The organism is Bradyrhizobium sp. SBR1B (genome assembly GCF_014198205.1).
GTDB lineage: Bacteria > Pseudomonadota > Alphaproteobacteria > Rhizobiales > Xanthobacteraceae > Bradyrhizobium.
This window is the reverse complement of sequence record NZ_JACIHC010000010.1, coordinates 218,001-231,542: the sequence shown is the minus strand read 5'-3', so window position 1 is coordinate 231,542 and position 13,542 is coordinate 218,001. Positions and strand designations below refer to the sequence as shown.

The 13,542-nt window shown below is 60.2% G+C and carries 9 protein-coding genes and 1 pseudogene; 1 reads left to right on the top strand and 9 read right to left on the bottom strand.

Translation table 11 applies throughout. The features are described 5' to 3' along the window. The first annotated feature begins 1,674 nt into the window (after positions 1 to 1,674). Complete coding sequence (locus GGD61_RS24655; RefSeq protein ID WP_183231353.1) at positions 1,675 to 1,881, top strand: cold-shock protein; 207 nt, start codon at positions 1,675 to 1,677, stop codon at positions 1,879 to 1,881. Positions 1,882 to 2,216: 335 nt separating this feature from the next. On the opposite strand, the gene GGD61_RS24650 is transcribed toward GGD61_RS24655, so the two are convergent. The 9 genes and pseudogenes from GGD61_RS24650 to GGD61_RS24610 all read right to left on the bottom strand — a co-directional run bounded on the left by GGD61_RS24650 (position 2,217) and on the right by GGD61_RS24610 (position 13,516). Continuing rightward, complete coding sequence (locus GGD61_RS24650) at positions 2,217 to 3,410, bottom strand: acyl-CoA dehydrogenase family protein (RefSeq protein ID WP_183231352.1); 1,194 nt, start codon at positions 3,408 to 3,410, stop codon at positions 2,217 to 2,219. A gap of 21 nt (positions 3,411 to 3,431) precedes the next feature. Next, positions 3,432 to 4,226 (bottom strand): ABC transporter ATP-binding protein, encoded by a 795-nt coding sequence (locus GGD61_RS24645; protein WP_183231351.1) that lies wholly within the window; start codon positions 4,224 to 4,226, stop codon positions 3,432 to 3,434. Between the two features lie 64 nt (positions 4,227 to 4,290). Next, positions 4,291 to 5,592: an ABC transporter substrate-binding protein gene (locus GGD61_RS24640; RefSeq protein WP_246786008.1), complete on the bottom strand. Its 1,302-nt coding sequence runs from the start codon at positions 5,590 to 5,592 to the stop codon at positions 4,291 to 4,293. Between the two features lie 57 nt (positions 5,593 to 5,649). Continuing rightward, positions 5,650 to 6,696, bottom strand: a complete 1,047-nt coding sequence (locus tag GGD61_RS24635; protein ID WP_183231349.1) for a branched-chain amino acid ABC transporter permease — start codon at positions 6,694 to 6,696, stop codon at positions 5,650 to 5,652. 3 nt (positions 6,697 to 6,699) lie between these two features. Next, positions 6,700 to 7,590 carry a branched-chain amino acid ABC transporter permease gene (locus GGD61_RS24630; RefSeq protein ID WP_183231348.1) on the bottom strand — a complete coding sequence of 297 codons (891 nt, stop codon included), beginning with the start codon at positions 7,588 to 7,590 and terminating at the stop codon, positions 6,700 to 6,702. Continuing rightward, positions 7,590 to 8,513, bottom strand: coding sequence for an ABC transporter ATP-binding protein (locus GGD61_RS24625; protein ID WP_183231347.1), 924 nt, complete (start codon positions 8,511 to 8,513; stop codon positions 7,590 to 7,592). Before GGD61_RS24625 ends, GGD61_RS24630 begins: the two co-directional genes overlap by 1 nt. Before the next feature lie 22 nt (positions 8,514 to 8,535). Then, positions 8,536 to 9,642 (bottom strand): dimethylsulfone monooxygenase SfnG, encoded by a 1,107-nt coding sequence (gene sfnG, locus GGD61_RS24620; protein WP_183231385.1) that lies wholly within the window; start codon positions 9,640 to 9,642, stop codon positions 8,536 to 8,538. Positions 9,643 to 10,602: 960 nt separating this feature from the next. After that, positions 10,603 to 12,494, bottom strand: a pseudogene (locus GGD61_RS24615) (TRAP transporter large permease subunit). Beyond that, the gene (locus GGD61_RS24610; protein ID WP_183231346.1) at positions 12,491 to 13,516 is read right to left on the bottom strand and encodes a TRAP transporter substrate-binding protein; all 1,026 of its coding nucleotides are present in this window, start codon (positions 13,514 to 13,516) and stop codon (positions 12,491 to 12,493) included. Before GGD61_RS24610 ends, GGD61_RS24615 begins: the two are co-directional and overlap by 4 nt. Positions 13,517 to 13,542 lie beyond the last annotated feature (26 nt).

Sequence of the window (13,542 nt, the reverse complement as noted above, 5' to 3'; positions counted from 1 at the left end):
GCGCCTCAATGCGGTCCGCCATTCGTCTCAAATCGGTTTGCTGCGCAACGATATGCTGCTGGAGTTCTGCAATTTCATCGCTGGCCCGATGCTGGCCCGATCGAACCTCTAGCAGAGCCTGCCTATCCTCAGGTGACAAGCCTGGGATTGGCGAAAGCTCATGCGCCGGTGACCTCGCCAATATTGTCTCCAAGTTGGTCCCAAAGTTGGTCCCAAAATAGGCTCCCGCGGCACACAGACCAAAGCACACGACCAGCAGGGCCAGGATCCAGGACGACCGGCGGGAGGATTTGTGTAAAGCGCGCGGTAACTCCGAGGCGCTCGCCTCATCGATCACATTCATGATTCTCTGCCGCTCCTCGAGTTTGATGCTTCTCGTCACGCAATAATGGGCACAGGTTAAGGCTGCGCGGGCGAGGGACGGTGCTGATCGCAAGCTCGCCGCCACTGCCGCTATAGCGACCAGCAATGGTTTATGCATTTGGAGAGCGGACTTTTGATAAGGAGCTTGCCGACCGACTGTCGCTCGGGTTCAGCCAATTAAGAGATAGGCTTGCCCAGCAGAGAGAGCAGCTAAACTAAGCTGCGTCGAGATTCGGCATCAACTCGTGCATATACGCCGCATTCCTTTGTTAAAGCGAGATGAGCGCAGCAAACGTCTCCTTGGCCCGACGCAAATTGCGACCTCTTGGGCGGATAGTTTTGGGGCTACGATATGAAGAGACTTCTTGCATTCTCATCGACGCTGTTGTTCGTGGCTAAAGAACGCCACGCCCGGCAAGTTGATACATTCACCGCCTTTGCTTGTCTCACAGTGGGGCGGCGTAGCGGCAATCGATCGAACTCGCCTGGCTAGGTTTCTCTTTGCGCAAGTTTCGTCCAGCAAGCCATGGGCTGTCTACCCCAGTGGGGTCGATGAGTAACAGGATGGGGGAGCCATGCGGGAGCCCGCCCCGCGAGAAGGATAAAGGGGCCTGCCCGGATCGACGAGGACGGTCTAAGGTCTCGTCCCGATTTGCCGAATCCGCGTCAGCATTTTTATCGGCCTCTTACTTTAAGGTTGAGCGCGGGCCGGTAGGTACCGCTAAGATGTGCGTGCTTTGGTGCTGCCGCGTTTGGTTGAAGATAGTGAGTTTCCAGGTCTCGATACTCAAGATTCTCGCCGGCCAACCCGGGGGCCGTGCGAGTCTCGCTGTCCTGAAAGATTATTTGGCGGTGTTCTACTCCAGCGGTCCGGACTGGGCGGATCGTATGAAGCGATTGGCTGCGCGGGCGCCGGATCTCAACATTTTCGGACAAGGGTTGGTCACGCGAGAACCCGGACATTGGATCATCACGGAAAAAGGGCTGACCTTTCTTACTTTGCTGGAACAGACGGGCGGACCTGCCTCCGAGGTGCCACCGCCCGAAGGCGGCAGCGCTGAGAAACTTCTTGTTGGTAAGCTTCCGGTGCTTGCCCCGGGCCGACAAGGGCACGGCTCCGGTCGTCATCGTCGCCGTAGACGCGAAAGGACGCGCGATGGGCGGGCTAACTAGCCCATTGGCAAGCCCATGCTCGGACGCGAGGTCGCTGCTTGTCCTGCCGCGGCGACATCGCATAGCGCCTACCCGCACGCCTTTGATGCCTTCGCAAACTATGATTAGATCGCGATTGTTTGAGATGGAGATTTTGTAGTGCCAACCGGGATCGTGAAATGGTTCAACGCGACAAAGGGCTATGGCTTTATCAAGCCCGATGATGACGAAGCCGACGTATTCGTGCACATCAGGGCAGTCGAGAAGGCGGGCTACACCGCCCTTGTCGAGGGGGCCCGGATCAGCTTCGAGCGCAAGACGGGCAGCTCCGGCAAAGTGTCCGCAGAGAACCTGCGTATAGGATGATTTACCTCGCGCAACGCAACGAGTCTGTAACGACAAAGCCATCGACATGGGCTGCGCGGCGACAAGTCCGTTCCAAGTCAGAGGTTGAGAACTGCCTTTGGGGGGAGGACGGACTAGCCAATTCTGCCGGGATTGCGAAAGGTCGGCCGCTATCCGGATAGCGCTTTGTGCGCCGTAAGTCTGACGCAATCCATTTCGAATCGTGCGTCGGCCCGCCCTCCTCTCGGTTGACCGGCCTATCCAAGCTCGCAACGAGCAGGCGCGGCGATGCTCTTGCGATAATCGGAAGGGGTCCGAACAAACAATCGCCGGCGGGCCGCTCAAGATGCCTGGAGCTACTCACCGCCCTCATAGAATAGTTCGAGCGGAAGGCCGACGAGCGCCTTGCCGATCCAGTCGCGAGCAATCACATTCGACGGCCCCATGGCGATCGCCGCACGCGCGTCACGGAAGGCACGCTCGATCGGCCCGCGGTGGTAACCGTAACCTCCCGTGACGGTGAGCGCGATTGCCGCGACCTTGTTGGCAACTTCGGCGGCATGGACCTTGAACTCGGTCAGAGGAATCAGGATCTCGCTCTGCGGCTTACCGGCCCGCCAGAGCTCGTCTAGCCGTCCGGCAAGCTCCAGCCGCCAGGGCCGCAATGTCTCGACGAGGACTTTTGCCGCACCCAGCTCCTGCCGGATGGCCTGGTAGTCCGACAGGCTCTTGTTTCGGTCCTTATGGACGAAACTCGTCGCGTGCTTGACGGCTGCGTTCAATGCGCCTCGGGCGACGCCTTCCCAGACAGCGCCGAGGCCGATCAGATAGACCGGCGATACGCCATCGTAGATGATCTCCTTGCCCTGCCCCTCGATTCCGAGTCGGTCACGCTGCGGCACTCGCACGTTGTTGTAGCGAATCGGTCCTGAGTGATTGCCGCGAACCCCGAGCGCATCCCAAGGCTTGGATTGGATACCCTCGGACTTGCCGTCGACGATGAAGAACACGATGTCTGTCTGGTCCTTGGCCCCAGGGCTGCGCGTCTGAACGACATAGAAGTCAGCCTGGCCGGAACTCGTGGTGAACGATTTCTCGGCGTTGAGAAGATAGTAGTCACCGTCGCGGGAGGACTCCGACAGATTATACCACCAATGTCCCCCGGTGGCGCGTTCACTCGTCGAGTAAGTACCGAGCAGTGCGCCATTGTTCGCCTTCAGCCAACGCTGCTTCTGGTCATCACTGCCGAACAGGTTGATCGTCTGAACAGCGCCGACATGCATGACGTAAACGAGGCCGGTCGATGCGTCAGCCTGTCCGATGCGGTGAGCGGCTTCAGCAAATTCAATATGACCAAGACCGAGGCCGCCAAAGCGTGGCTCGTTGAGGACACCGGTCCAGCCAGCGTCTGCCAAGGCTTTCAGGTTCTCTCTTGGAAACCGGCTTTCTAGATCATTGCGATCGGCATTGACCTTTACAGTGGCATCGATCACGACATCCAGCCGGGAATAAATGTCAGAGTCGGTTTTATGTGCAAGATTGTCGGCCATCTCTCTTTTCTCCTGTATTGATCAAAGTGTTGCGACGGCATGAGCGGGCGGTCTCTCGGTCATATCCGTTTGTGGCGCATCGCCGAGGTAGAGCGCCTTGATATCGTCACGGTTGCGCAATTGATCCGATGGACCGGACAGTACGCTGCGCCCGTTCTCAAGCACGACCGCATGGTGGGCAAAGCGCAGCGCAACTGTCGAATTCTGCTCCGCAACTAGAATAGACAGGCCCTGCTCCCGGTTGAGCTGCTTGAGGATTCGGAAAATGCTTTCGACGACGAGCGGCGCTAGCCCCATGGATGGTTCATCCAGCAGCAGCAACCGCGGACGCGACATCAGCGCCCGGCCGATCACCGTCATCTGCTGCTCGCCGCCTGAGGTAAGACCTGAGATTGAGTTGCGATGATACTTCAGGCGCGGAAAAAGGTGGTAGATCTCGTCGAGCCCCGCGCGAATTTCTTGGGATTTTGCGTCCCGGCCAAGACTACCCGTGATCAGGTTCTCTTCGACCGTCAGGGAAGGGAAACAATGCCGGCCTTCGAGCACCGGAACGATCCCGGATCGGACCAGCTCTGCTGGAGCAACGCCTCTGATGTCCAGGTCATCGAAGACAAGGCGCCCAGCCGAGACCTGACCGCGCCGAGCCGGAAGCAGCCCCGAGATTGCTTGAAGCGTCGTGGACTTGCCGGAACCGTTGGCTCCAAGGAGCGCAACGATTTCCCCGCTGCGGACGGTGGTCGAGACGCCATTCACGGCCTCGATCGCGTCATGATAGGTCGCGGTCAGCCCCTCGACAGAAAGTAGAACGTCGCTCATGCGCTGGTTTGTCCTCTGCAAGACCTGCGGGAGCCGGGGGCGCCCGCAGGTCTTGAGCTTCGCCTTACTGGCTCACTGACTCATTCCCGGAGCTGCGGATCTTGATGCCGTGCTCCTTTGCGTAAGCGGCGGAAGATTTCTCGATGATCGGCCGGAGGAATGCCCAGTCCGGCGCGATCCAGTCCGAAACCACCTTCCATTTGGTGCCGTCCCACTGCTGAAAGGTGACGCGGCCATCGCCCTCGTGATTGTCCCAGGTGACGTTGATCGAATGGAACAGCCCCTTTGCGCCCAGGGCCTCTACGCGCGCCGTATCGAGCGCCAGGTGTTCAAACCCCCATCGGACTTCATCGCCTGTTAGCGTGCGCTTGCCGAATTTTGCCTGTGCAATCCGGATCGCCTCGACATTCAAGATACCGTTTACGATTCCGAGGTTGTGATAGACGCTGCCGATGCGCTTCGTGTCCTCGAGATTGCCTTTGTTCGCACCATAGACGGTCTTGATTACCTCCTGGAGCACAGGATATTCGGCGCCGGAGGCCTGGGTCGTGATCGCGATGTAGCCCTTGGCCGCATCGCCGGCAGGAATAACATCCTCTTCGGAGTTGGACCAGACATTGCCGATGATGTGGTCGGCAGGGAATCCGACCTTTTGCGCGGTCTTCAACGCCACCGGGTTCATGACCCCCCACCCGCGCAGGACCACATAGTCCGGCTTGGTCTTTCGGATCGAGAGCCATTGCGATTGCTGCTCGTTGCCGGGGTGCGGGACTTCGATCTGCTCGAGCTCAAAGCCGTATTTATCGGCCAACAGCTTGTAGATCGCGATCGTCTCCTTGCCGTAGGGCGAACCGTGATAGAGCACGACGATCTTCTTACCCTTAAGCCTGTCCTGGCCGCCCTCTCTCGAGGCGAGATAGTTCACGATTCCCGAGGTTTCACTGTACGGATTGAGAAGAAGAGGAAAGACATAGGGGAACACGCGGCCGTCGGTGGAGTCGGTACGGCCGTGATTGATGGTGATCAGCGGCACCTGGTCCTTGGTGATGCGGTCGATCATGGCGTAGGCGATGCCGACGGACAGCGGGTTCCAGGCTGCAATCCCAGGACGGCTCTTTAGCCGTTCGTAGACCTCAACGCCGCGCTCGACTTCGTACTGGGTCTCACCTTCGGCCCAGGTGAGCTTGACACCGTTGACGCCGCCATCCCGGATGTTGATCAGATTAAGATAGTCGATGAAGCCTCCGAAAAAACCGGTCCCTCCGGCGGCATAGGGGCCGACCCGGTAGCTTTGCAGTGGAAAGAATTGCTCGTCGGCGCGTGCGGCCAACGGAGTTGTCAAACCGACGGCAAGCGCCGCAGCCATCGTGACCTTCAGATGTCTCATGACGTTCATCGTAAGCTCCTGTGTTTCAGGTGAATCTCAATTTGGAAGGGCTGGGCGCCTGGCTGGCCAGATAGCGGCCCGGGCACGATCGCAGAGGGCAATGAGGCCGCGCGGTTCGGCGATCAGAAATGCGATGATTAGTGCGCCGATCACGATGCGCTGGCACATCTCTAAAACACCCGAATCGAACACGTGGCCGAGCAACGCGGCACCGATCCGCGACAGCAAAAGTGGAAACACGACGATGAAGGCAGCGCCGATGAAAGCGCCGCGCAAGGAGGCAAGGCCGCCGATGATGATGATGAACAGGATCTGGAAAGAGCGATCGAGATTGAACCCGGCTGGCTCGACCGTACGCAAATAGGCGAATGCCCAAAGTACGCCCGCAACGCCAATGAGAAAGGACGAGAAACCGAAGGCCAGCAGCTTGGTGCGCAGCAGCGGCACCCCGATCACTTTGGCCGCGATCTCATGGTCACGGACCGCGACGAAGTTGCGGCCGGATTGAGAACGCAGCAATCGCAGCGTCAGCAGGGTCAAAACGAGGACGATTGTCAGCGAAAAAAGGTAACGTTCGCCGGCGCTCCTGAACTCGATGCTGCCGAGGGTGAGAACAGGCGCGTCGATCACCCCGGATGGACTATCGTTGGAGAACCAGCTGAATTTGGTCAGAGCCCATTGCACGAAAAATTGAGCGGCCAACGTTGATACTGCGAGATAGAAGCCGCGCAGCCGCAGGCTCGGCAATCCGAATACGATGCCGATGGCTGCCGCCACACCTCCTGCGAGAACCAGATCGATGAGCAGCGGCAATGCCGGAACGCGAAGGTGAAGATTGTAGGCGGCGTAGGCACCGACTGCGAGAAAGGCGGCTGAGCCAAGCGAGACCTGACCGGCATAGCCGGTCAGCACATTGAGCCCGACGGCGGCAAGCGACAGTGCCAGGAAGGGCGTGAGTACGGCATCGAGCAGGTAGTCGGTGCCCGCAAGCGGAACGATGCCGTAGGCCGACACGGTCACGAGGACGATCCACAGGGCCTCGCCGGACAACCAGGCCGATTTGGCGGAAGCGAGAGCCGACATGGCCTACACCCTCTCCACCAGCTTCTGCCCGAACAGGCCCGACGGCCGGATCAACAAGAGCGCGAGGGCTGCAACATAGGCCCCCCAGACTTCGATGCCACCGCCAAAGAACGGTCCAACGTAGACCTCGGCCAGCTTCTCGATGGCGCCCACCAAAAGGCCGCCGACGATCGCACCGGCCAGCGAGTCGAAGCCGCCGAGAACCAATACCGGGAGCGCCTTTAAGACGACGAGCGAAAGGGAGAACTGCACACCGAGCCGCGCGCCCCACAGGAGTCCTCCGACCAGGGCCACGAGCCCCGAGGCAGTCCAGACCGCGAACCAAACCCGTGGCAACCGCAAGCCGACCGCAAGCGCTGCAAACTGATCATCTGCGACGGCGCGAAACGCCAGCCCGGTGCGGGTGTAGCGAAAGAACAGCGCAAACAGCGCAACCAGGCTGCCGGCAACCGCCGCCGCAAACAGGTCTAACCGGCTGATAAGGACGCCGGCCAGCTCGAACGGGGTATCGCTGATGCCGATGTCGAGGCCATGCACCTGCGTCCCCCAGAGAAGCTGGGCTGCGCCTTCAATGACATAGGACAGCCCGAGCGTCGCCATGAAGAGCGTGGTAGGCGGCTGGTTGACCAGCGGCCGCAGCACCGCGCGCTCGGTGGCAATGCCAAGCACAACCATGACGACCAGCGTCGCGGCGAGTGCTCCAAGGAATGGCGTGCCACGCTCCAGCAGACTGACGAACGTCAGAGCTGCGAACAACAGCATCGCGCCCTGTGCAAAATTGAGTATCCCTGAGGTCTTGTAGATCAGGACGAACCCGATTGCGACCAGGGAGTACATGACCCCTGAAAGCAGGCCACCGATCATCACCTCGATCAGAAACTGATAGTCAAACATCAGATCGCCAGCTCCGTCTCGTCGGTGTGTGCAACACCAAGATAGGCATCGATCACTGCTGGATTTGCGCGGACCTCGCCGGGCCTGCCGTCTGCGATCTTTCGCCCGTGATCGAGCACGGCCACGCGATCGGACAGCTCCATCACCACGCCGACGTCATGCTCGATCAGGACGATTGCCGCACCAAAAATGCTACGGGCATTGCGCACATGCTGCGACGGCTCCCGCTTTTCGGCGAGAGTTACGCCCGCGAACGGCTCGTCGAGCAGCAGGAGCTTCGGCCTGGCGACCAGCGCCCGCGCCAGCTCAACCCGCTTCTGCACGCCGTAGGGGAGTGCTCCTGCGGGGCAATCGCGAACCTCTGCCAGACGCAGTACCCTGATCACGTCATCCGCAGCAGCACGGTTTTCTGCATCGATCCGCCGGGCCAGCGGCGAGCCGATGATCTGCCGCAGAAACCCGACATGTTCGCGGTGGGCGAGCCCCATCAGCACGTTGTCAAAGACCGAAAGTCCCTTAAAGAGGGCAAGGTTCTGAAAAGTCCGTGCCACGCCAAGGGCTGCAAGCCTTGCCGCCGGCACCTCGCGAAAGGCCTCCTCGCCAAGCCACACTGCCCCCAGATTGGGCCGGTAAAGCCCGGAGACGATATTGAGGAGCGAGCTCTTGCCGGCGCCGTTTGGTCCGATCACGGCGAGGATTTCGCCCGGAGCAACGTCGAGATCGACCTCGCGCAACGCTGCCACGCCGCCGAACGTCAACGAGATGCTCTCGAGTTCAAGGACGGGCTGCACTGGGGCCTCGGCAGAGCCATCCGCAATCCCGTCCAACGCCCCCTTTTTCCTGCCGGTTGGCCCTTCCGCATATCGGCGTGAAGGACTCGGATCCAGCCGGAAGGCGCCGCCCCCTGTCGCGATCTCAGTCATGTAACTCGCCCTCGGCTTGCGGCTACTCGGCGGCTTGAACGCGCAAAGGCGTTCTTGCCTCGAGCTCACGAACCAGCGGGATCACATGCTTGCCGAAATATTCGACCTCTTCCTGGAAATGCAGGAATCCGAGCAGAATCAGGTCAGCGCCGGCATGCTTAAGCTCGATGATCCGTTCAGCGACCTGCTGCGGTGTTCCAATCAGATTGGAGCGGAAGCCGTCGTTGTATTGAACGAGATCCTGGAATGTGGACTTCGCCCAATTGCCCTCGCGCTCGGGACTTGCATTGCCGGCATTCTGAACCTCATGGTGAAAGCCGCGGACCGCGTCAGGAATTGCTCTTTCGAGGATCTCCTGCAGGACTTCCCTCGCTTCCTTCTCGGTATGGCGAACGATGCCGAATGCGTTGATGCCGATCCCAGTCTTGAAGCTCTTGCCGAAAGTCGTCTCCTTGGACCTGATGTCCTCGACCTGCGCTTTCAGCCCCTCCGGCGTATTCCCGTTGGTAAAATACCAGTCGGACACGCGGGCTGCCATGTCGCGGGCGGCGCGTGAGGAGCCGCCCTGGAAGATCTCAGGCAGTGGATCGAGAGGCTTCGGCTTCAGTGAATACTCATTGAACCGATAGAAGTCTCCCTTGAGCGTAAAGCTCTGTTCCGTCCAGATCCCGCGAAGGGCTCGGATGAACTCCTCTGAACGTCGGTAGCGCTCGTCGTGATCGAGCCAGGGCTCGCCGATGGCATGGAATTCACCGCGGAACCAGCCCGAGACGATGTTGACCGCAACGCGCCCATTGGTGAGCTGGCTGATCGTCGCAATCTGTTTGGCGGCCACCGCCGGATTCCAGGGACCGGGCAGGAGAGCTGCAATCACCTTGAGCTTTTCGGTCGCAGCCAGCAACGCGTGCGAAAAGCTAACCGGTTCATGTTGGTTGTCGGCCCCGTAACCGGCCGTGAAACGAATCTGGCTGAGCGCATAGTCGAAGCCCGCCTTTTCGGCAATTTGGGCAAGCTTCCGGTTGTAGTCGATATCCCAGCCGGTACGCTGCTCGATCGACGAAATCACAAGCCCTCCCGATACGTTCGGTACCCAATAGGCAAATTTGAGCGGCTGGTTGTTCAAAGACATCCTGTTCGTCCTCTGTAAGTGCTCACGTTGCGGCGAAAGAGGCGCCGGACCAAAGCGGCACAGCATCCGGCGATCACACCGCTCGGAAAAGCGGGTGCCCATTCTGCTGTTCAGCCACGGTTTGCGTTATTGATAGAGAGAGCTAAAGCGATCTCACAAGATCGCCTTGCCGGTTAAGCCGACTCAGGAGAGACACGAACACAACCGATCGACAAGCTTGCGCCTTTTTGAACGCCTTACTTTGTCGAAGATTTCGTTGCGCATCATCAGTCGCTCCCGCTGTCACCATTGCGTGACGATCAATCCTCTCAGAGATCGTGCAAGCATGCGAGTCCAAGACGCACTATTTTTCGCCGCGTGGAGAAAACCAGCGTGCTATTGTTTCGTCGCCAACGCATCGTTTGTTGTAGCACCGCTCTGTCCAATGAGAGGCGGCGGGCTCGCTATCGCGGTTGAACGACCATCCTGCTCGATCGTTGATATGGAGACATTTTCGCGCGTGCGCCTCTCGACGCGCATAAGATATTCTCCTGGTCCATCGCTGCGCAGCGCCGTGGCGTGTCGATCTGTCGATAACGAGCCACATTGTCGACGTCACATACTATCAGGAACTCGCGCAGCCGGCCGAAGCACACAGGTTCGATGCCGCGTCCTTCGCCGGCGGTCCCGCACTGGCTGATAATTTCGGGGACACGCAGGCTTTGGATTGAGCCGATAACGTTGCTCACAAGGGGACCGCGTCCGCACCCCGCACCAGACATTAGCGAGCCCGCAGGAATTGACGCGGACATCAATCTCAGGCGCTCACGTTCGACCGAAGCCTCGACCCTCATCAAAATTCTGCCAGGTATTTCTCGGCCCATTGCGAGCACCGCAACCCAAGGCGGACGGGCTCCAGGAGGAGTTCAGCGCCCTGATCCAGCCGCAGCGCTCGCTTTCGTTCCGCGAGGCGTCCCGCCTTCAAAGGAAGCCGATCGACAACCAGGGTACGGCGGCGACAATCAACGTGCCGATCAAGAGCGCGATCATGTAGCCGACGATGGGCCTCATGCCTTCGTCCGGATTGATGCGGCTGATTGCGCAGGCCGCGTAATAACCAACGCCGAACGGCGGCGCGAACAGGCCGATGCCCATGGCGAGAACAACGACCATCGCATAGTGGACATCACGCACCCCGACCTGCCGCGCGATCGGGAACAGCAGCGGGCCAAACAGCACGATGGCCGGGATACCTTCCAGCACGCTGCCCAGGATCACGAAAGTTACGATTGAGACCGCGAGGAAGACAGGGACACCGCCGGGAAGACCGGTCATGAACTTGGCAAGAGAGGCAGAAAATCCCGGTTGCGTCAGCGCCCATGCCATCCCGTGGCTGCGCCGATGATGAGCAGGATCGCCCCGGACAGCGAAGCCGTCTCGACCAGCATCGGATAGATACGGCGCCAGTCGAACTGGCGGTAGATGAAGAGACCCGCACAGGCCGGTTAGAGGATGCCGATGGTCGAGACCTCCGTTGCCGTCGCAACCCCTTCGACGACGGTCGTCCGAATTACCAATGGCAGCGCAATGGCCGGTATCGCGATCACAAAGGCGCGGCCGATCTGCCGCCCTGTCGCTCTTTTGACGTGGGACAGATCCTCGCCGCGGTAACGCCACCACACGACCGCCGCGAGCATGACCGCAAGCACCACGCCGGGGAGCAACCCGCCAGTGAACAGCGCGGAGATCGACACGCCTGTTACCGAGCCGATCGTGATCAGGACCAGCGAAGGAGGAATCGTCTCGGTCTGCGCGCCTGTTGCGGCCAACAGCGCCACGAGATCGCCCGGCTTTGCCCCACGCTGCCGCATCTCGGGAAAAAGGACCGGCGCTACCGCAGCCATATCTGCTGCCTTGGAGCCGGAAATACCCGAGACCAGATACATCGCGCCGACCAGCACGTAATGCAGCCCGCCTCGCACGTGGCCCAGAAGGCTTGCCAGAAAGCTGACCATGGCACGTGCCATGCCCGTCATCTCGATCAGCAGACCGAGAAAGACGAAGAGAGGCACAGCGAGGAGGATCAGGTGGCTCATGCCCTCGTCCATTCGCCCGATCATGACGACGTCGGGCGTGCTGGTCGTCAGAGCGAGATAACCGACCGTGGCAAGGCCGAACGCGAACGCGATCGGCACGGCCGCAAAGACCATCGCGCCTACGACGAAAACGAAAAAGATCAGGAGATTCAGATTGCCTAGCGGCTTCAAGACGGGAGCGAGCAGAACGAAGGTCGCGATGAGGCCTGCGACCATTGCGACCGAAGCCAGCAAGCTGCGCAGGCTCGCGATACGGATGAGCCGGAGGACCGCGGCGACCAGCATCAGTCCAATGCCAATCGGCAACGCCGCCGCACGCCAGCTGTTGACGATTTCGAGCGCCGGAGTCGTGACGAAGGCCTCGTCGGCGGCGAACTCATAGGCCGGCCAGACGACAAGCACGAGGAATGCCAGCGATGCCGCAGCCGCGATGACATCCAGGAACACACGAGTTTCCACACTGAGAACCCCGACGATGGCAGTCATCCGCATATGCTCGCCGCGCTGAAACGCAATCACTGATCCCAGCATAGCGAGCCAGAGGAAGAGAATGCCGGCGAGCTCATCGGACCAGACGATCGGCGAGCGGAACACATATCTGCTTACGATTCCTGCGGATAGGACCGCGATTTCCGCGAGCACGAGCAGTGCTGCTGGTACAGCGACGATATGGCCGAGCACACTGTTGGCTGTAACCACCCAACTGCGCCGGCCGGACTGCGACGCGCCGGCCGCCACACCTGCATCGGCATGCGGCGTATGACTCACGCTTGTCATGATAGCTGGCCCGCGGCCTTTTCAAGCGGCGACCATGCCTCAGCGCCAAACTTGGCTTTCCAGTCGGCGTAGAAGCTGGTTTTCGACAAGGCTTGGCGGAAGGCGGCGCGATCGACGTCGATGAATTTGAGACCCTTGGCCGAGAAGTCGGTGCGCAGGGACTGGCTGAGCTTCGCGATGTCGGCGCGCTGATCCGCAGCAGAGCGATCGAGCTCGCGTGTCACGGTCTCCTGCACGTCCTTAGGCAGGCGCTCGAAGGCACGCTTGTTGCCCAGCACCCAATAGCCGTCCCAAACGTGCCCGGTCAGGCTGCACGTGCTCTGCACTTCATAGAGCCGCGCGGTTGCGATGATCGGCAACGGATTCTCCTGGCCGTCGACGACCTTTGTCTGCAACGCGGAATAGACCTCGTTGAAATTTATTGGTGTAGGCCCGGCACCGAGCGCCTTGAAGAGCGAGGTCAACAGAGGCGCGGGTGGTACGCGGATCTGGAAATTCTTCAGATCATCCGGCGTCCGGATTTCGCGGCCGGAGGACGTCACCTGACGAAGGCCGTTGTCCCAGGCTTTCGATACCGCCATGATCGGCGTCTTGGCAATCTGCGCCCGGATATAGGTGCCCAAGTCGCCGTCCATCGCATTCCACACGCTCTCGTAGTCGGCAAACGCGAATCCGGTATTTACGATGCCGGCGCTCGGCACCAGGGTGGCAAGGATCGACGACGACTGGTTGAAGAACTCGACGCCGCCGCTGCGGACCTGGGTCAAGAGCTCGGTATCGGAGCCCAGCTGGTTGGCTGGAAACAACCTGATCTCCAGCCGGCCGCTGGTCGCTTCCTTGATGCGGTCGATGGCTTCCTGCGCGCGAATATTGACAGGATGGGTCGGATCCTGTCCTGTAGCGAGCTTGTAGACGAACTCGGCGGCGGATGCCGGGCGGGTCATAATCCCGCAGAGAGGTACGGCCGTAGCCGCCATCAAGAGCGTACGGCGGCTGATGCTTCCGGACTTCGAAACTGTCATTTTTTCCTCCTGATCCTGCATTGACG